Origin of the sequence: Pseudomonas atacamensis (assembly GCF_017167965.1) — a bacterium.
Lineage (GTDB): Bacteria > Pseudomonadota > Gammaproteobacteria > Pseudomonadales > Pseudomonadaceae > Aquipseudomonas > Aquipseudomonas atacamensis.
On record NZ_CP070503.1, the window covers coordinates 5,274,257 to 5,292,386 of the forward strand.

The window sequence follows — 18,130 nt, forward strand, 5'->3', positions numbered from 1 at the left end:
GTATAAGCGGGTTAAGCCAGACGTCCTGCGCCTGGGCCTGGGCAGGTGGCGATTGTTCCTGACAGAAATTTCTCTAATTGCCTGCGACTAATGATCAACTTTGAGGAAACCGGGAAATTGGCTACTCAATTCGGCGCATCGGCTGGCGAGCATCTCCCTCAGCAGGTTCACCGGCTTACTCAATTGTGCGCGATGGGCGCACAACAGATTCAGCGGTGCGCGCTCACACAGCAGTTCCGGCATCAGCACTTTGAGGCGTCCGGCGAGCACATCGGCGCCGACGTCGAGCCAGGATTTGTAGGCGATACCGGCACCGGCCACCGCCCATAGCCGCACGACGTCGGCGTCATCGCTGAAGCGGTCGCCACTCACGGTCAGGCCGACTTCACGCTTGCCATCGTGAAAACTCCAATGGTCGTGGACGCGGCTGCCGAGCATGTACAAAAGGCAGTTGTGCTGGGCCAGCTGCTCAAGCTGGCGCGGTTCGCCATTCCGGGCCAGGTAATCGGGAGATGCGCACAAAACGCGGCGATTGTGTGGCGCGATGGGCAAGGCGATCAGGCTGGAATCTTCCGGCTCGCCGTAGCGCAGGGCGATGTCCACCGGTTGCCGGAACAGGTCGGCGATGCGGTCGCCAAGCAGCAGGCGCACCGTCAGTTTCGGGTGTTCACGCTGGAACGCGTCGAGCCACGGCAGCAGCAGATTGCGGCCGAAGTCCGAGGGCGCCGAAAGCTGCAAAATCCCGCTGACCTGATCCTGACCGCTGGCGAGCAGTCGACGCCCCTCGTCGAGGTTGCTCAGGGCGGCGCGGGCATATTCAAGGAAGCCTTCGCCCTCGGCGGTCAGGCGCAGGCTGCGGGTCGACCGCGCCAGCAGCCGCGCACCGAGTTGCTGCTCGATGCGCTTCAACGCCGCGCTGGCCACCGCCGCAGACATGTCCATCACCCGTGCCGCCGCCGACAGGCTGCCCAGATCCGCCGCGCGAACAAACAACTGCAAGTCATCAAAACGCAGCATGCGCAGCCTCGATTATCAAAAAAATATTGAAAGAGACTGCTCTTTTAGCCGGTTTTATCGCGCAGAGAAATAGCCAATGATGGCCTCCATCGAATTCATTCCGATTCTGGAGTCCACGCATGTCCCAGCCCTTTACCGCTATCGCCACCCTGACCGCTAAATCCGGCCAGCAAGACGTTCTCGAACAGGCGCTGCGTGCCCTCGTCGAACCGAGCCGCGCCGAGCCGGGTTGTGGCCAGTACGACCTGCACCGCGACCTTGCCGATCCGCAGGTTTTTTATGTCATCGAACAGTGGGCCAGTGGCGAGATTCTTGAGACGCACAACGCCAGCGCGCATTTTCAGAAGTTTCAGGCCAGCGCCGGCCACACCATCGAACACTTCCAGCTCAAACGCCTCGGCAAAATTGCCTGAATCCTTCTTCTATCAACTGTACGGAGCCATCCATGAAAGCCATTGCCTATTACGCGTCCCTGCCGATCAGCGACGCCAAGTCCCTGCAGGACATCGAACTGCCAGAACCGGTCGCCGGCCCGCGCGACCTCTTGGTGGAAGTCAAAGCCATCTCAGTCAACCCGGTCGACACCAAAGTGCGGCAGAACGTGGCGCCGGAAAACGGCGCGGCGAAAGTGCTGGGCTGGGACGTTGCCGGTGTGGTCAAGGCGGTCGGCAGCGACGTCACCCTGTTCAAGGCGGGCGACAAGGTTTTCTACGCCGGTTCGATCGCTCGGGCCGGTGGCAACAGCGAGCTGCACGTGGTTGATGAGCGCATCGTCGGCCACATGCCCAAGTCCCTCGGTTTTGCCGAAGCCGCCGCGCTGCCGCTGACCGCGATCACTGCGTGGGAATTGCTTTTCGAGCGCCTGCAAATCAGCGAGGGCAGCAATGATCAAGGCCAGAGCCTGCTGATCGTTGGTGCGGCGGGTGGCGTGGGTTCGATCCTCACTCAATTGGCCAAGCAGTTGACCGGCCTGAAAGTCATCGGCACTGCCTCCCGTGCGCAAACCCGTGATTGGGTCAGCGCACTCGGTGCCGATCTGGTCATCGATCACAGCCAGCCGCTGAGCGAAGAATTGAAGCGCGCCGGCATCGCCAGCGTGACCCACGTCGCCAGCCTGACCCAGACCGATCAGCATCTGCCGCAACTGGTCGAAGCCCTCGCGCCGCAAGGCAAACTGGCGCTGATCGACGATCCGAAGTCCCTCGACATCAGCCTGCTCAAGCGCAAGAGCCTGTCGCTGCACTGGGAGTTCATGTACACCCGCTCGCTGTTCGAAACGCCGGACATGATCGAACAGCACAAGCTGCTCAACCGCGTCGCCGAACTGATCGACGCCGGCACTTTGAAGACGACTTTGGGCGAGCACTTCGGCGTAATCAACGCGGCCAACCTGCGCCGCGCCCATGAGCTGCTGGAAAGCGGCAAGGCCAAGGGGAAAATTGTTTTAGAAGGTTTCTAAAAAAATAAAGCCTCGCAAACGCTCGTGATGCCAGAGCGGTTGCGGGGCTTTTTGCCGTCAGTCGGTTGCTTGACCCTTGTCACAATTACGCGGGTATCGAGGTCTACAATCGAAGCCTCTGCGATACATCTTTTACGCAAGGGAGGTCAGCAATGAAGATCCTGATAAAAGAAGTGGCAAAGTCCCAATGGCAGGTGCGTCTGGACCAGCACGTCGTGACCTTTCGCAGTGAAGCCGAGGCTCTGGCCTTCACTCGCACCCTCGAAGCGCGACTCTGCGCGCCCCACCGGATTCCCGAACCCAGCCAGCAGCGCGCCGCCGGCTGAGTTCCAAAGTCGAGAGTTCAGACCTGGGCTTGCGCCAGCGCCCGGGCATTCTGCAAGCGCCGGGTGAGCAGCGCGACGCTCACCACCAGCAAACCACACAGGCTGATGACCATGGCCATCGGCACGGCGCTGCCATCGTGCAACACCCCCACCAACGCGGCGGCACCGGCGGCGATGCTGAATTGCAGGCAACCGAGCATTGCCGAAGCACTGCCGGCGCGGGCGCCCTGACCGTTCATTGCGCAAGCCGAGGCATTGGGAATGATGCAGCCGAGGCTGGCAATGCAGATGAACAGCGGAATCAGCAACGGCCACAACGCCTCTGGACGCATCGCGCTCACCGCCAGCAACGTCAGCCCGGCGAGGAAGTACACCCACACCGCGCGCACCAGCAAGAACGCCGGGCCACGCTTGGCCAGCAAACGAGCATTGACCTGCGCCACCAGAATGAAGCCCGCCGCGTTGGTGCCGAACAGCCAGCCGAAGTGCTCGGCGGGTACGCCGTAGAGCTTGATGAACACAAACGGTGAACCGGCAATGTAAGCGAACATGCCGGCGATGGCGATGCCTCCGGTCAGGGCGTGGCCCAGATAGACCGAGTCCTTGACCAGTCGTGCGTACTGGCGCAACGCACCGGACAATGGCTGGCGCGGCACGTGGGCCGGCATGCTTTCCGGCAGCCCCAACGCCACCGCCAGACCCGCCGCCGCACTGAACCCGGTCAGGACCAGAAAGATCGACTGCCAACCCGTGGTATTGACCAGCAGCCCACCGAGCATCGGCGCCAGAATCGGCGCCAGGCCCATTACCAGCATCAACTGGGAAAACACTTTCGCCGAGCCCACCGCGTCGCACTTGTCGGCGACCACCGCACGGGAAATCACCATCCCCGCACAACCACCGAGTGCCTGGACGAAGCGCGCGCCGATCAGCCATTCCAGGCTCGGCGCGTAGGCGCAGGCCAATGACGCCAGAGTAAACAGGGCGACACCGCTGAGCAGCGGAAGCCGCCGGCCGAAACGATCGGAAATCGGCCCGTAAGCCAGTTGGCCCAGCGACAGACCGAGGAAGTACGCCGCCAGCGTCAGCTGGACATGCTGCTCATCGGTGCCGAACGCCAGCGCCATGGCCGGGAAGGCAGGCAAATAGAAGTCGATCGCCAAAGGACCGAAAGCGCTCAAGGCGCCGAGTATCAAAATCGTGCGGAAGTTCATCAGGCATCCAGGTGGGCAAGTCGCAGCCCGACAGTCTAGCCGCGCCCGGACGCCTTGAACATTCCGATAGCTCGCTAACGATCAATTTCAGACGAGCTTCACCTCATAACCCTCTTCGCGGATCGCTTCGATCACCTGGTCGGCACTCAGCGCGCTCTCGACGCCGACTTCCTTGGCCGCCAGATCGACACGCACGCTGGCCGCCGGATCCAGCGCCTGCACCGCAGTGGTAATGGCTTTGACGCAATGACCGCAGGACATGCCTTGAACGTTGAACACTTGCATGGGAAGACTCCTTTGAGTGAGGTTGCCGGCAGTCTCGAGCTTGCCACGATGGCAAGGTCAAGTTCTGCGAAAAACTGCCGGGCTGGCAATCGGCGTCGCGCTCGGCCAAGCTGCATGCATCAATGACTGGAATTCAGGAGATTCAGCCATGCGCTGGTCAGCTTTGGGCCTGTTTGGCTTGCTCAGCCTTTTCGCCGCCGTCCCGCAGGTGCAAGCCGCCGGCGAGGATTACGCGGTACTGATCATTTCCCGCGAACGTCTCGAAGTGGCGACCTCGTGCGAGATCGGCGTGTACATCCAGGATCAGCTCTCGGCGCGCCTGTTCCAGGAGCAGAGCACGTCGTTTAACCTGCCACCGGGCAAGGTTTCGCTGCGCCTGAAACTGCTGCCGGGCCAGGCACCGGGTTGCAATCCCGGCATGCTCGCACCGGGCTCGCAGGAAATTAAACTGCAAGCGGGTGAGATCCAGAAGTACCGGATAGCGATGACGCAGGACGGCATGTATCTGAAGCGCGCCGATCTCGGTTATTGAGCAAATTCCTAACCTGTGGGAGCGAGCCTGCTCGCTCCCACAAGAATCGCCGATCGTTCCCACGCTCTGCGTGGGAATGCAGCCATGGACGCTCTGCGTCCCGAAGCGTGACGCGGAGCGTCACAGGAGGCATTCCCACGCGGAGCGTGGGAACGATCAACATCTTGCGGAATGGTGCTTGACCTTGCCCGCATGGCAAGGTTGATCCTGTAGACATCCACTACAGGGAGCGCGACCGATGTCCGAATCCACCACTTTCGATCTGCCGATTGCCGGCATGACTTGCGCCAGTTGCGCCGGGCGTGTCGAGCGGGCGCTGCGCAAGGTCAGCGGCGCCAGTGCCGTCAGCGTCAACCTCGCCACCGAACAGGCCCGGGTACAGGCGCCCGGCGACAGCCTGCCGGCGCTGATGCAAGCCGTGGAGCGCGCCGGTTACAGCGTGCCCCGGCACACCGTCGAATTGAGCATCGACGGCATGACCTGCGCGTCCTGCGTCGGTCGCGTCGAACGCGCCCTGAACAAAGTCCCAAGCGTGAGCAGCGTCAGCGTCAATCTGGCCAATGAACGTGCGCACCTCGAATTGCTCGGCCAGGTCGATACGCAAATCCTGCTCGACGCGGTGAGCAAGGCCGGTTACTCGGCAAGCGTCTGGCAAGCTGAACGGCCACAGTCCGATGACCAGCAAAAACGCCTGCACCGTGAGCGCTGGGCATTGATCTGCGCGATCGCCCTCGCTCTGCCGCTGGTGCTGCCGATGTTGCTGCAGCCGTTCGGCATTCACTGGATGCTCCCGGCCTGGGCGCAATTCGCCCTCGCCACCCCCGTGCAATTCATCTTCGGCGCACGCTTTTATGTGGCGGCGTGGAAAGCCGTGCGCGCCGGTGCCGGCAACATGGACCTGCTCGTCGCCCTCGGCACCAGCGCCGGTTATGGCCTGAGTGTCTATGAATGGGCCAGCGCAGCCGGACGCATGCCGCATCTGTATTTCGAGGCCTCGGCGGTGGTCATCGCTTTGGTATTGCTCGGCAAATATCTCGAAAGCCGCGCCAAACGTCAGACCGCCAGCGCCATTCGCGCCCTCGAAGCGCTGCGGCCGGAGCGCGCGATTCAAGTCATCGACGGGCGTGAGCAGGACGTTGCGATCAGCGCCCTGCGCCTCGACGATCTGGTGCTGGTCAAACCCGGCGAACGCTTCCCGGTGGATGGCGAAGTCGTCGAAGGCCAGAGCCACGCCGACGAAGCGCTGATCAGCGGCGAAAGCCTGCCAGTGCCGAAACAACCGGGCGACAAGGTCACCGGCGGCGCGATCAATGGCGAAGGTCGTTTGCTGGTGCGCACCCAGGCGCTCGGCGCGGAATCCGTGCTGGCGCGGATCATTCGTCTGGTCGAAGACGCGCAAGCAGCGAAAGCGCCGATCCAGAAACTGGTGGACAAGGTCAGCCAGATTTTCGTGCCGACCGTATTGCTGATCGCCCTGGCCACGCTGATCGGCTGGTGGCTGCACGGCGCCCCGCTGGAAACGGCGGTGATCAATGCCGTCGCCGTGCTGGTGATCGCCTGCCCGTGCGCCCTCGGCCTTGCCACCCCGACGGCGATCATGGCCGGCACCGGCGTCGCCGCACGTCATGGAATTCTGATCAAGGACGCCGAAGCGCTGGAGCGCGCCCATGAAGTCAGCAGCGTGGTGTTCGACAAGACCGGCACGCTGACCTCGGGCACGCCGCGAATCGCGCACTTCAGCGCGGTCGATGGTGACGAAAATAATCTGCTGACCTTGGCCGGTGCGTTGCAGCGCGGCAGCGAGCATCCTTTGGCCAAAGCGGTGCTGGATGCAGCCGCTGAACGCGGCTTGAACGTGCCCGATGTCAGCGACAGCCAGTCGCTGACCGGACGCGGCATCGCCGGCACGCTGGATGGCCGGCGCCTGGCGCTGGGCAATCGGCGGATGCTCGACGAAAGCGGGTTGGGTACCAGCGATCTGAGCGCATCCGCCGAGGCTTGGGAAAGTGAAGGCCGCACATTGTCGTGGTTGATTGAGCAAAGTCCCGAGCCGAAGGTACTGGGTCTGTTCGCCTTCGGTGACACGCTGAAACCCGGCGCTCTGCAAGCGGTGCAACAACTTGCCGCGCGGGATATCCAGAGCCACCTGCTGACCGGCGACAATCGCGGCAGCGCACGGGTGGTGGCCGAGGCTCTGGGCATCCAAAATGTCCACGCCGAAGTGCTGCCTGCCGACAAGGCCGCGACCGTCGCCGAGCTGAAGAAAACCGGCGTAGTCGCCATGGTCGGCGATGGCATCAACGACGCCCCGGCCCTCGCCGCCGCCGACATCGGCATCGCCATGGGCGGCGGCACCGACGTCGCCATGCACGCGGCCGGCATCACCTTGATGCGCGGCGATCCGCGACTGGTGCCGGCAGCGCTGGAGATCAGCCGCAAAACGTACGCGAAGATTCGCCAGAACCTGTTCTGGGCTTTTGTCTACAACCTGATCGGCATTCCGCTGGCGGTGTTCGGCTTCCTTAATCCGGTGCTGGCCGGCGCGGCGATGGCACTGTCGAGCGTCAGCGTGGTGAGCAATGCGCTACTGTTGAAAACCTGGAAGCCCAAGGACCTGGAGGAACACCGATGAACATCGGCCAAGCGGCCCGGCAGAGTGGCCTGAGTGCAAAAATGATCCGCTATTACGAATCGATCGGCCTGCTCAAAGCGGCGAATCGCACCGACAGCGGTTACCGCGTATACGGCAGCGACGACCTGCACACACTGGCGTTTATCAAGCGTTCGCGGGATCTGGGCTTTTCTCTGGAGGAGGTCGGCAAGCTGCTGACCCTCTGGCAGGATCGCCAGCGCGCCAGCGCCGATGTGAAAGCACTGGCGCGCCAGCACATCGACGAGCTGAACCAGAAGATCCGCGAGCTCGGCGAGTTGCGTGACACCCTGCAGGATTTGGTCGAGCATTGCAGCGGCGACCATCGCCCGGACTGCCCGATCCTCAAGGAACTGGCGTCGGGCTGCTGCGCGCAACCCGCTCGCGCCTGATCCCCAGCAGCGTCACCACGCACAGGGTGCCGAGGGGAATGCCGTGGAACAGCATGACCACGGCCCCCGGCGTCCACCACGCATAGAACGGTGCGGCGACCAGCATGCCGATGCCGAAACCGCTCATCTGCAGCAAGGTCAGCACACTGAAAATCGGCAGGCGCAACGCCGCAGGTTCCCTTTGCAGCCGTGACATCAAGCTGACTTCGGAAACCCCGTCGCCAAGCCCGGCCGGCAAGGCGAACAGCAGCAGACCGTAGAGGCTGTGCTGCTGGAACATCAGAATGAACCCGCAGGACATCAGCGCCACACCGCAGAAAAATCGTCTTTCAAGGTGGCTGTTCTCCGAGCCTTTCAGGTGACTGGCGATGCGCGCGCCGAGCAGCTTGCCGCTGGCCCATACCGCAAGCGCCAGACCCAAGGTCGTACTCGCCGCCTCGGGAGTGAGCAGTTTGGAAATGATCGGGAAGCCGACGTTGTGCGCGGCACTGCCCAAGGTGTCGGCCATGGTCACCGCGAGCATGGCCGCGACCACAGGCGCCGAACGCAGGCCCTGCCGCAGCGCAAACCAGTCACCGTGTACCGGCTGTTCGCTGACGTGCGTTTTTTCGAAACGCAGCGGCACGATCAGCAGCGCCGCGAGCACATAGGTCAGCGCGTTGAGGGCGAAGACCGTTTCGAAACCAAAAGCAGCCACCAGCAACCCCGACACCAGACTGCCGCCGACCATCGCCGCAGAAGAAGCTGAAGTGATCCAGGCGTTGGCCTTGAGCAATTGCGCCGGCGCGATCAAACGCGGCAACTGGCTGTTGAGGCCGATGGCGAACATCGAATTGCCCAAGCCGAGGCCGAAGGCAATCAACGGCAACAGCCATGCCTGCTGACTCGCCGGTGTGATCAACAGCAGTCCCAGCAGTGCAGCACGCAACAGATCGAACGCAATCAGCGGCGCGCGGCCCTGCCAGCGCCGGTAGAAGCGCGTGCCGAGCAGACTGGCGAAGATTCCGCCACCGACACGGCTGGCAAGGAAGATGCCGACGCTCATGGCATTGTTGCTCAGCAGGTAGACGTAGGTGGCCAGCGCGACCATGTTGAGGAAGGCGCCGAAATCGGAGATCAGCCGGGCGGTTACGATCAGGTGGGTGTTGCGTGGGGTACTCACATACGGTCCTTGTAGGAGCTGCCGAAGGCTGCGATCTTTTGATCTTGTCCTTGAAGCAAAGGCAAAAGATCGCAGCCTTCGGCAGCTCCTACAAGGGCACGCTCGCGTTTGCGGAAAGTGCGCAGGCACAAAAAACCCGGCCGAAGCCGGGCTTTTTCATCACGCGATCACTGCATCCACGGCGGTGGAGGCGGTTCTTCGGGTTTGCCTTTCGGCGCGTCGTCCGCCGCGCGAATGGCTTGCTTGCGTTCCTCGTCGAGGCGCGCCGCTTCGATTTCGCGCAGCACCCCGCCGACATCCGCCAGGTCCTCTGGATCGTCGAACTCGCCGGTCAGCACACTGTTCGGGTGCAAGGTGCCGGCTTCGTACAACGCCCACATTTCCTTGGCGTACTTGGTCTTCTTCAATTCCGGCGCGAAACGGCCGAAGTACGAAGCCATGTTGCCAACGTCACGCTCGAGCATGCTGAACGCGTGGTTGTTGCCCGCAGCGTCGACTGCCTGGGGCAGGTCGATGATGACCGGGCCGGTCGGGGTCAGCAGCACGTTGAACTCGGAGAGGTCACCGTGCACCAGACCAGTACACAACATCAGCACGATCTGCGAAATCAGGAACGCGTGATATTCGCGCGCCTGATCCGGCTCCAGCACCACGTCATTCAGACGCGGCGCGGCGTCGCCGAATTCGTCGGCCACCAGCTCCATCAACAGCACGCCGTCGAGGAAGTCATAGGGTTTGGGCACCCGCACACCGGCGCCGGCCAGACGGAAAAGCGCCGCCACTTCAGCGTTCTGCCAGGCGTCTTCGGTCTCTTTGCGACCGAACTTGGACCCCTTCGCCATGGCCCGCGCCTGACGACTGTTACGAACCTTGCGGCCTTCCTGATACTCGGCCGCCTGGCGGAAACTGCGTTTATTCGCCTCCTTGTAGACCTTGGCGCAACGTAACTGATTGCCGCAGCGCACTACATAAACAGCTGCCTCTTTGCCACTCATCAGTGGGCGCAGCACTTCGTCGACCAGACCGTCCTCGATCAGGGGTTCAATGCGTTTTGGAGTCTTCATCAGCTTTTATTGTGGGTCCTTTATTACCAAACACGCGAATGTCACTCGTTATACGGCAATCCTCGCCCGACGGGGAGGGGTTGCCGACCTGTGAACCTTGAGGATGCACACACTGTGCCGGATCAATCGCAGCGACCCGGGCGAATCATAGCCGAGACCGTGGCATTGATTGGTATCGGTCGGCAAGGGCATTTGCGACAGAATCTGACATGCACATGCATCGGAAACCCCGTGGGAGCGAGCCTGCTCGCGAAAGCGGTCTGTCAGCAGAGAATGATGGCGACTGACACGACCCCTTCGCGAGCAGGCTCGCTCCCACATTGGAATACTGCTTAGCGTTCGATAATCGCGGTGACACCCTGCCCGCCCGCCGCACAGATCGAAATCAACCCTCGCCCCTTGCCCGCCGCATCCAGCAGCTTGGCCAGATTCGCGACAATCCGGCCGCCCGTCGCAGCAAACGGGTGCCCCGCCGCCAGCGAACTGCCTTTGACGTTAAGCCGACTGCGATCAATCGAACCCAGGGGCGCGTCGAGCCCCAAGCGGATTCTGCAGTATTCGGGATCCTCCCAGGCCTTGAGCGTGCACAAGACCTGCGCGGCGAAGGCTTCGTGAATTTCGTAGTAATCAAAATCCTGCAAGGTCAGGCCGTTGCGCGCCAGCAAGCGTGGCACGGCATACACCGGCGCCATCAGCAGGCCCTCGGCACCGTTGACGAAATCCACCGCCGCCGCTTCGCCGTCGCGCAGATAAGCAAGGATCGGCAAACCGCGCTCTCTGGCCCATTCCTCACTTCCCAGCAACACCACCGAAGCGCCATCGGTGAGCGGCGTGGAATTGCCGGCCGTCAGCGTGCCCTTGGCGCTTTTCTCGAAGGCCGGTTTCAGCGTGGCGAGTTTTTCCAGGGTCAGGTCCGGGCGCAGATTGTTGTCGCGGGTCAGGCCGAGGAACGGCGTCATCAGATCGTTGTGCCAGCCTTCGCTGTAGGAAGCGGCGAGTTTGTGGTGGCTTTCGAGGGCCAGTTGATCCTGTTCTTCGCGGGGGATATTCCAGGTCTGCGCCATCAGCTCACAGTGCTCGCCCATGGACAGGCCAGTGCGTGGCTCGCCGTTGCGCGGGAATTCGGGAATAAGATGCTGGGGCCGCAACTGCAAAAGGGTTTTCAGTTTGTCGCCGGTGCTCTTGGCGCGGTTGGCCTGTAGAAGAATCCTGCGCAGGCCTTCGCTGACGCTGATCGGCGCATCGGAAGTGGTGTCGACGCCGCCGGCGATGCCGCAGTCGATCTGGCCGAGGGCGATTTTGTTGGCCACCAGCAGCGCCGCTTCCAGACCGGTGCCGCAGGCTTGCTGAATGTCATAGGCCGGCGTCGCTGGAGACAGGCGCGAGCCGAGCACGCATTCGCGGGTCAGGTTCATATCCCGTGACAATTTAAGCACCGCGCCCGCCACCACTTCGCCGATGCGCTGGCCATGCAGGTTGTAGCGTTCGATCAGGCCTTCCAGCGCGGCGGTGAGCATCGCCTGATTGCTGGCGGTGGCGTACGGCCCGTTGGAGCGGGCGAAAGGGATGCGGTTACCGCCGATGATCGCGACGCGGCGCAGCTGGGTCATGGATAACTCCTGTGGAATTTGCGGATTCACATGGAAACCTGTGGGAGCTGGCTTGCCAGCGATGGGGGCGGCATTTCCAACCCTTCAGCGGCTGACACTCGCCATCGCGGGCAAGCCCGCTCCCACAGGGTCAGTGGTCTACTCTGCTAAACCAGCGTAGGCCTTATTGCGCCGATCGAACGATTGATTGCCGTGGACAGTCCACACTTTGAACCCCAACTTCTGGAGAGCGTTCCATGTCTGACCGCTATATCGACTTCGCCAACTCATCCTTCGGCCATCGTCTGGTCGGGGCCTTGGGCCTGCCGTCGCCGGTGCGGCTGGAACGCTGGCAGGCGGGGCGTCTGCGGCCGATCGAGGGCGCCCTGTTGCTCGGTGGCGGGCCGCTGGCCGAACGGATCAGCGGGTTTGCCAACCGCTTGACCGATGCGATCTACAGCTACGGCACCGAGCCCTCGCTGGCCACCGCGTGGATCCCCGGCCACGGGCCGAAAATCAAAGCGGTGGTGTTCGACGCCAGCGCTCTGCAACACACCGACCAGCTCAAGCAGTTGCGCGAATTCTTCCAGCCATTGATGAAGAATCTCGACCATAGCGCGCATCTGGTCATCCTCGGCCGCGCGCCGGAAACCCTGGGTGATCCGTTCGCCTCCAGTGCGCAGCGAGCACTCGAAGGCTTCTCGCGCTCGCTGGCCAAAGAGCTGCGCGGCGGTGGCACCTTGCAGCTGATCTACGTCGGCGAAGGTGCCGAAGATCAACTGGAAGGCCCGCTGCGATTTTTCCTCTCGCCAAAAAGTGCTTTCGTTTCCGGTCAGGTGATTCGTCTGACCGCGTGCGCCACGCCAGTCACTGACTGGACCCGCCCGCTGGCCGGGCGCAAGGCGTTGGTCACCGGTAGTGCGCGCGGCATTGGCGCTTCGATTGCCGAAACCCTGGCCCGGGATGGCGCCGAGGTGATCCTCCTCGACGTACCGCCGGCCAAAACCGATCTCGAAGCCCTCGCCGCCCGCCTCGGCGGCCGGGCGATCACCCTCGATATCTGCGCCGATGACGCCGCCGCGCAATTGATCGAACAGCTGCCTGACGGCCTCGACATCCTCGTGCACAACGCCGGCATCACCCGTGACAAAACCCTGGCCAACATGACCCCGGAATTCTGGGACGCGGTGCTGGCCGTCAACCTCAATGCCCCGCAAGTGCTGACCAAGGCGCTGCTCGACAGCGGCACCCTGCGCGACAACGCACGAGTGGTCCTGCTCGCCTCGATCAGCGGCATCGCCGGCAATCGCGGGCAAACCAACTACGCGGCAAGCAAGGCTGGCCTGATCGGTCTGGCCCAGGCCTGGGCGCCGACGCTGCTGGAACGCGGCATCAGCATTAACGCCGTCGCCCCCGGTTTCATCGAAACGCAAATGACTGCGCACATTCCGTTCGGCCTGCGCGAGGCCGGGCGGCGCATGAGTTCGCTGGGCCAGGGTGGCTTGCCGCAGGACGTCGCCGAAGCCGTGGCGTGGCTGGCGCAACCGGGCACGGGCGCGTTCACCGGCCAAGCGCTGCGGGTCTGCGGCCAAAGTGTTCTGGGGGCCTGAGCATGAGCATTGAATGGCACACGCTGGATCGCGAACCGAGTCTGCCCGCGCTGTACTCGCGCGCAGCGACGCGACGCAAAATCACCGGTACGCAACTGCCCGACAGCGGCCTGCGCTGCTGGGTCGATATCGACGGCAAACGACTGGCGGCCTATCGCAAGGTCTGCGGTTTCGTCGATGACGGCCTGCTGCCGCCGACCTATCCACACATCCTCGCCTTCGCCTTGCAGATGCAATTGCTCACGGCCAGGGACTTTCCGTTCCCGCTGCTGGGGCTGATTCACCTGAGCAACCGCATCCGCGTGCTGCGGCCGATGGGCGCGATCAGTCGCGGGCAAGTCAGCGTGCGTGTGCACAATCTGCAACCGCATGCCAAGGGCGCGACGTTCGATCTGTTGACCACCCTCGACGATCAGCTCGGGCCGCTGTGGGAAGCCGAAAGCCAGATGCTCTGTCGCGGGGTAAAACTCGAGGGCGAGGCGCTGGCACAGGACTGGCAGCCGTCACAGGACTTGCTCGAAGTGGCGCGCTGGACTGCGCCGGCCGATATCGGTCGCCAGTATGCGAAAGTCTCCGGCGACTACAACCCGATTCACCTCAGTGCGGCGAGCGCCAAACTGTTCGGTTTTCCCACCGCGATCGCCCATGGACTGTGGAACAAGGCACGCACACTGGCGGCACTCTCCGATCACCTGCCCAAAGCCAACCTGGAAATCGCCGTGCACTTTCGCAAACCGGTGCGCCTGCCCAGTGAAGTGATATTGCTGGCCAGTGCCGCGGGCTCCAGCGGTGAGTTGCGTCTGATCGGTGCCGGCGACCTGGAACATATGGTCGGTCAGTGGCAACCGATCGCCTGATCTGGCGGGGCGGAAAAACCCGTTAATTGTGTATATATCACTTAAGTTTTTCCGCGCCCTGCCCGCCGCTTTGGAAAAAACCGAGCCTTGAATATCAAGGCTTTTTTTTGCCCGTTTATTACCTGGGTATTAGTCCTTCGGCATAGCGCCGAGCCCTCTATATAAAGGGGTTAATACCAACTTGAGAATGGTGAAAAACCTGCCGTCGACTGAGATTACAGCCACGGACGAGGCATCGCCGACGACAGATCGGCGAGCCATCGAAGGCAACGTAACGTTGTGACAGGTGCAGGAATCTCAATCATGAAAACTCAAGTGATGTGGTCCAAATCGGCAATCGCGTTGGCACTGATTCTTTCGGTCGGCCTCGTCGGCTGCAGCAGCGGCGGTGGCGGTCATCGCAGCAGTTCGGGCAGCTCGACGGCGGACGGCACGGCGGGCACCGATGGCAGCGGTGGCGCGGGCGGCGGAACCGGCGGCGATACTGCCGGCACCGGCGGTACAGGTGGCACCGGCGGCGATACCGCAGGCACTGGTGGAACCGGTGGCACTGGCGGCACTGGCGGTACCGGCGGTGGCACCGATCCGACCAACCCAACCAATCCGACAGACCCGACCGATCCCACCAACCCGACCAATCCCGCTGCACCTTCGCTGGTGACCACAACACTTGTTCAGGATGTCGGCAAAACCGTCAGCGGTGTCGGCGATGGCATCGGCCAGATCGGCGATTCACTGAGTACTGTTCCGGTCGCTGGCGGCATCGTCCAAAGCGTGGCCAACACCACCGGCAACGTGGTCAGCACCTTGGGCGATGGCGTTACTGATGGCATCGGCAAACTGGCCACTGACCCCAATGGCCTGACCACCACCGTGGCCTCGGTTGGCGGCGTGGTTTCCGATGTTGGCGACGGTGTGTCGGACCTCAGCGTCAAACTCAACACCGCGACCCGTAGCGTTCCCGTCGTTGGCGGTGTAGTCACCCGGGTGGCGCCGCTGGTCGATGGCATCGGTGAAAAAGTCACCATGCTTGGCGACACCCTCAACACCTCACTGACCAGCGGCCCGACCAGCCAGTTGACCAACAAGGTCGGCAGCGGCCTGGTGCCGGTGATCGCCATGGTCGAAAGCACCACCGACAAACTGGGCGTTACCACCGGCCTGGGTGATCCGCTCAAAGGGGTGATCTCGAAAGTGGGCGGCACGGTGAACAGCCTCGGCGGCAAAGTTACCAACGCAGGCAGCGGCAATGCCCTGACCAACACCCTCGGGGGCGCCCTGAGCAACACCGGCACGGCGGTCGGCAAAGCGGGCGGCCTGGTGTCCAATGGCACTGGCTCGGGTACTGGCGGCATCGGTGGCATCGGTGGCGGGCTGGGCGGCACCGGTCTGCTGCAAACCGTGGGTGGCGCGGTGGTCAACGTCGGCAGCGGTCTGAATGCCGGCAGCACCAGCGGCGTGGTCAGTGCCGGCGGCGTCACCGCTGGCGGGCTGGGCAACACGATTGCGTCGATCAACACCGTACTCGGCGGCTCGGGCACACCGATCACTGCAACCACTTCGCCGCTGGCCAGTGTCGGCGCCGCAGTCGGTGCGGGCCTCAATCCGGTCACCAGCGCGGTCACCACTGTCACTCAACAGGTCGGCGCCGCTACCGGTCTCGGCACTCCGGTCGCTGGTCTTACAAATCAGGTGGGCGCCGCAGTCGGCAATCTCGGCGGAGCGATTGCCGCCACCAACAACCCGGTCACCACTGCTGTCGGCGGTCTGGTTACCAACGTCGGCGGCACCGTGGCAGCGGTCGGTGGCCTGGTCAACAGCGGCACTGCCACTGGCGGCACAACTGGCGGTCTGGGCGGGGTACTCGGCGGCCTGACCGGCGCGCTGGGCGGCAACAAACGCTAAATTGCACCTGGCCGATTCGACGGCCTTACCTACAGCGCCTACGCTTGGTTGAGGGCGGAAGATTCCCACGAGTCTTCCGCCTTTTTTCTAAGGAAAAATCTGCCCTGTGCTGTGTTCTGACCATGGAGTGTCCTATGCGCGTACTGGCATCCCTGCTGTGCCTTAGCCTCAGTTCCGCTGCCCTCGCCGACACCTTGCCCAGCTTTCTCAACAGCAACGAAACCATCCGCAACCTCCCCGTACCCAACCTGCCCGCCGACGCCTATCGGCCGAGCGCGGCGCCGCTGCAAGTGCCGGACCCGGGTGCGACCGCCGCACAGCCACTGCTGATGGAAACCAAGGTCAACCTCAAGACCGTGCAGATCGAAGGCGGCACGATCTACCCGCTCAACGAACTCGCGGAAATCTACAAGCCCCTGATCGGCCGCCAGGCCAGCCTTGCCGAACTGATCGAAGCCACGCGCAACATCACCCGCCGCTATCAGCAGGACGGCTATCTGTTGTCCTACGCGTTCCTGCCGCAACAGAACTTCGATGATGGCGTGGCCCGCGTGGTACTGGTCGAGGGCTACGTGCGCGATATCCAGATGCAGGGCGACATCGGCCGGGTCAAAAGTCTGCTCGACAAACTCGCCGCGAAAATCCAGGCCGAACGCCCGCTGACGCGCAAGACCTTCGAGCGCTACACCACGCTGATGAGCCGCATTCCCGGCGTCACCATTCAAGCGCAAGTGCCGCCACCGGGCACCACCGATGGCGCGACCACACTGGTCGCCCAGGCCAGTCGCAAACCGTTCACCAGCACCCTGAGCACCACCGAAGACAACCGCAACGGCCCGCAGGCGTTGCTCGGTATCAGCAGCAATTCGCAGACGTCGATGGGCGAACAGTTGAGCCTCAGCGGCCTGTTCCCACCGGGCGACGACAAAGAACATTACTACCGTCTCGACTACAGCCAGTTCCTCGATACCGAAGGCACGCAACTCAACGTCTCGGCCTCGCGTTACCGCGCCGACCCGGACACCGAAGTGCTGGTCGGCGGTGGCGGACGTCTGAGTACTCACCGCGAGAACGATCGCTACTCGATCGGCTTCAGCACGCCCCTGATCGCCTCCGCCAACGAACTGCTGACCGCCGGCTCGCGCCTGTATGCGGTCGACGACAAGACGCGCTACGACGGCATCAACTTTCCCTTCAGCACCGAACTGCGCACCGACGTCCGCGCCCTGGCTTTCGAAGGCGACTGGCGCAAGGCCGACGCCCGCCAACTGCGCATCCTCAGTGCCGGCGTCTACCAGGGCTTCGACAGCCTCGGCGCACACACCAACTACGACGACATCGACCTGGATTTCTTCCGCGTCAGACTGTCCGGCGTGCAGAGCGACAAGTTCCTCGACAACTGGCAAGGCGTGCTCTCGGCGGCGCTGTACTGGAGCGACGACACCTTGCCCGACAGCGAACGCGCCGTATTCGGCGGGCAGAACTTCGGCCGTGGCTACCCCGACGACCAGGCCTCGGGCGACAAGGGTTGGGGGGTGGCCTACGAGGTCAACTACAGCTTCAACCGCGACGGCAACTGGGTGCGCATCCTGCAACCCTACGTAGTCGTAGACCGCTCGCGCAGCTGGTTCAACCAACTGCCGGTGCAGGCCAACAACCTGTCATCCACCGCGCTCGGACTGAGGTTCGGCGATGCCAAGTACTACAACGTCGCCCTGGAAGTGGCGAAGGCCATGTCGGATGAAGCGCTGGATACGTTGAACCGCAAGCCTCGGTACAGCATCAGTTTCAGTTATCAGTTGTGATGGCCGAGCGGTGTGTCAGTCAGGATTTTTTGACTGACGCACCGCCTTCGCGAGCAGGCTCGCTCCCACAGATTCGGCGGTGTTCATGGTGTCTGAGCACAACCGCCGTCCCTGTGGGAGCGAGCCTGCTCGCGAAAGCGTTCGGCTATTCAACCGATTTATCGCAGCGCTTAAACCAGCCGTTTAAACACACGCCCCGTTACCTCGCAACAGCCCACAAATCCTTGCGCCGTTGCCTACGGCTACGCCAGAATCCGCCGGCT

At 62.9% G+C, this 18,130-nt stretch carries 16 protein-coding genes; 10 read left to right on the top strand and 6 right to left on the bottom strand.

The features are described 5' to 3' along the window. Window positions 1–87: 87 nt before the first annotated feature. Complete coding sequence (locus tag JWU58_RS24055) at window positions 88–1,017, bottom strand: LysR family transcriptional regulator (protein WP_024011464.1); 930 nt, start codon at window positions 1,015–1,017, stop codon at window positions 88–90. A 119-nt stretch (window positions 1,018–1,136) separates the two neighbouring features. Here JWU58_RS24055 and JWU58_RS24060 point away from each other — a divergent pair, with 119 nt between their 5' ends. From JWU58_RS24060 to JWU58_RS24070, 3 genes are all read left to right on the top strand, one after another. Beyond that, window positions 1,137–1,430 (top strand): putative quinol monooxygenase, encoded by a 294-nt coding sequence (locus JWU58_RS24060; protein WP_206421095.1) that lies wholly within the window; start codon window positions 1,137–1,139, stop codon window positions 1,428–1,430. A gap of 32 nt (window positions 1,431–1,462) precedes the next feature. Further along, the gene (locus JWU58_RS24065; protein WP_123443874.1) at window positions 1,463–2,476 is read left to right on the top strand and encodes a zinc-binding alcohol dehydrogenase family protein; all 1,014 of its coding nucleotides are present in this window, start codon (window positions 1,463–1,465) and stop codon (window positions 2,474–2,476) included. A 152-nt stretch (window positions 2,477–2,628) separates the two neighbouring features. Beyond that, window positions 2,629–2,802 (top strand): hypothetical protein, encoded by a 174-nt coding sequence (locus tag JWU58_RS24070; RefSeq protein WP_016771823.1) that lies wholly within the window; start codon window positions 2,629–2,631, stop codon window positions 2,800–2,802. 17 nt (window positions 2,803–2,819) lie between these two features. Here JWU58_RS24070 and JWU58_RS24075 read toward each other — a convergent pair whose 3' ends face one another. Both JWU58_RS24075 and JWU58_RS24080 read right to left on the bottom strand, forming a co-directional pair. Continuing rightward, on the bottom strand, window positions 2,820–4,016 hold the full coding sequence (locus tag JWU58_RS24075) for a multidrug effflux MFS transporter (RefSeq protein WP_024011460.1): 1,197 nt from the start codon (window positions 4,014–4,016) through the stop codon (window positions 2,820–2,822). An 87-nt stretch (window positions 4,017–4,103) separates the two neighbouring features. Then, on the bottom strand, window positions 4,104–4,301 hold the full coding sequence (locus JWU58_RS24080; RefSeq protein ID WP_056787762.1) for a cation transporter: 198 nt from the start codon (window positions 4,299–4,301) through the stop codon (window positions 4,104–4,106). 148 nt (window positions 4,302–4,449) lie between these two features. On the opposite strand from JWU58_RS24080, the gene JWU58_RS24085 reads away from it, so the two are divergent. From JWU58_RS24085 to cueR, 3 genes are all read left to right on the top strand, one after another. Beyond that, window positions 4,450–4,833, top strand: coding sequence for a hypothetical protein (locus JWU58_RS24085; protein WP_122611286.1), 384 nt, complete (start codon window positions 4,450–4,452; stop codon window positions 4,831–4,833). Between the two features lie 238 nt (window positions 4,834–5,071). Continuing rightward, window positions 5,072–7,465 carry a copper resistance metal-translocating P1-type ATPase CueA gene (gene cueA, locus JWU58_RS24090; protein WP_206421096.1) on the top strand — a complete coding sequence of 798 codons (2,394 nt, stop codon included), beginning with the start codon at window positions 5,072–5,074 and terminating at the stop codon, window positions 7,463–7,465. After that, on the top strand, window positions 7,462–7,875 hold the full coding sequence (cueR, locus tag JWU58_RS24095; protein WP_016771827.1) for a Cu(I)-responsive transcriptional regulator: 414 nt from the start codon (window positions 7,462–7,464) through the stop codon (window positions 7,873–7,875). Before cueA ends, cueR begins: the two co-directional genes overlap by 4 nt. On the opposite strand, the gene JWU58_RS24100 is transcribed toward cueR, so the two are convergent. The 3 genes from JWU58_RS24100 to JWU58_RS24110 form a co-directional block, all read right to left on the bottom strand. Beyond that, entirely contained in the window at window positions 7,829–9,037 is a 1,209-nt protein-coding gene (locus JWU58_RS24100) for an MFS transporter (protein ID WP_206421097.1), read from the bottom strand. The genes cueR and JWU58_RS24100 overlap by 47 nt on opposite strands. 167 nt (window positions 9,038–9,204) lie before the next feature. Beyond that, window positions 9,205–10,101 carry a PA4780 family RIO1-like protein kinase gene (locus tag JWU58_RS24105; RefSeq protein WP_016771829.1) on the bottom strand — a complete coding sequence of 299 codons (897 nt, stop codon included), beginning with the start codon at window positions 10,099–10,101 and terminating at the stop codon, window positions 9,205–9,207. 332 nt (window positions 10,102–10,433) lie between these two features. Continuing rightward, a complete protein-coding gene (locus JWU58_RS24110; RefSeq protein WP_206421098.1) occupies window positions 10,434–11,711 on the bottom strand; it encodes an acetyl-CoA C-acetyltransferase in 1,278 nt (425 codons plus the stop codon). Between the two features lie 236 nt (window positions 11,712–11,947). Between JWU58_RS24110 and JWU58_RS24115 the strand changes: the two genes are divergently transcribed. The 4 genes from JWU58_RS24115 to JWU58_RS24130 all read left to right on the top strand — a co-directional run bounded on the left by JWU58_RS24115 (window position 11,948) and on the right by JWU58_RS24130 (window position 17,867). Then, complete coding sequence (locus tag JWU58_RS24115) at window positions 11,948–13,300, top strand: 3-oxoacyl-ACP reductase (RefSeq protein ID WP_206421099.1); 1,353 nt, start codon at window positions 11,948–11,950, stop codon at window positions 13,298–13,300. Between the two features lie 2 nt (window positions 13,301–13,302). After that, window positions 13,303–14,157, top strand: coding sequence for a MaoC family dehydratase (locus JWU58_RS24120; protein WP_206421100.1), 855 nt, complete (start codon window positions 13,303–13,305; stop codon window positions 14,155–14,157). Between the two features lie 303 nt (window positions 14,158–14,460). Then, on the top strand, window positions 14,461–16,062 hold the full coding sequence (locus JWU58_RS24125) for a collagen-like triple helix repeat-containing protein (protein ID WP_206421101.1): 1,602 nt from the start codon (window positions 14,461–14,463) through the stop codon (window positions 16,060–16,062). A 134-nt stretch (window positions 16,063–16,196) separates the two neighbouring features. Continuing rightward, window positions 16,197–17,867, top strand: a complete 1,671-nt coding sequence (locus JWU58_RS24130) for a ShlB/FhaC/HecB family hemolysin secretion/activation protein (protein ID WP_206421102.1) — start codon at window positions 16,197–16,199, stop codon at window positions 17,865–17,867. Window positions 17,868–18,130: the final 263 nt, after the last annotated feature.

Bases quoted from the DNA above. Each gene is read 5' to 3' on its own strand.
- JWU58_RS24055 (WP_024011464.1), bottom strand. From the start codon at position 1,017: ATGCTGCGTTTTGATGACTTGCAGTTGTTTGTTCGCGCGGCGGATCTG.
- JWU58_RS24060 (WP_206421095.1), top strand. From the start codon at position 1,137: ATGTCCCAGCCCTTTACCGCTATCGCCACCCTGACCGCTAAATCCGGC.
- JWU58_RS24065 (WP_123443874.1), top strand. From the start codon at position 1,463: ATGAAAGCCATTGCCTATTACGCGTCCCTGCCGATCAGCGACGCCAAG.
- JWU58_RS24070 (WP_016771823.1), top strand. From the start codon at position 2,629: ATGAAGATCCTGATAAAAGAAGTGGCAAAGTCCCAATGGCAGGTGCGT.
- JWU58_RS24075 (WP_024011460.1), bottom strand. From the start codon at position 4,016: ATGAACTTCCGCACGATTTTGATACTCGGCGCCTTGAGCGCTTTCGGT.
- JWU58_RS24080 (WP_056787762.1), bottom strand. From the start codon at position 4,301: ATGCAAGTGTTCAACGTTCAAGGCATGTCCTGCGGTCATTGCGTCAAA.
- JWU58_RS24085 (WP_122611286.1), top strand. From the start codon at position 4,450: ATGCGCTGGTCAGCTTTGGGCCTGTTTGGCTTGCTCAGCCTTTTCGCC.
- cueA (WP_206421096.1), top strand. From the start codon at position 5,072: ATGTCCGAATCCACCACTTTCGATCTGCCGATTGCCGGCATGACTTGC.
- cueR (WP_016771827.1), top strand. From the start codon at position 7,462: ATGAACATCGGCCAAGCGGCCCGGCAGAGTGGCCTGAGTGCAAAAATG.
- JWU58_RS24105 (WP_016771829.1), bottom strand. From the start codon at position 10,101: ATGAAGACTCCAAAACGCATTGAACCCCTGATCGAGGACGGTCTGGTC.
- JWU58_RS24110 (WP_206421098.1), bottom strand. From the start codon at position 11,711: ATGACCCAGCTGCGCCGCGTCGCGATCATCGGCGGTAACCGCATCCCT.
- JWU58_RS24115 (WP_206421099.1), top strand. From the start codon at position 11,948: ATGTCTGACCGCTATATCGACTTCGCCAACTCATCCTTCGGCCATCGT.
- JWU58_RS24120 (WP_206421100.1), top strand. From the start codon at position 13,303: ATGAGCATTGAATGGCACACGCTGGATCGCGAACCGAGTCTGCCCGCG.
- JWU58_RS24125 (WP_206421101.1), top strand. From the start codon at position 14,461: ATGAAAACTCAAGTGATGTGGTCCAAATCGGCAATCGCGTTGGCACTG.
- JWU58_RS24130 (WP_206421102.1), top strand. From the start codon at position 16,197: ATGCGCGTACTGGCATCCCTGCTGTGCCTTAGCCTCAGTTCCGCTGCC.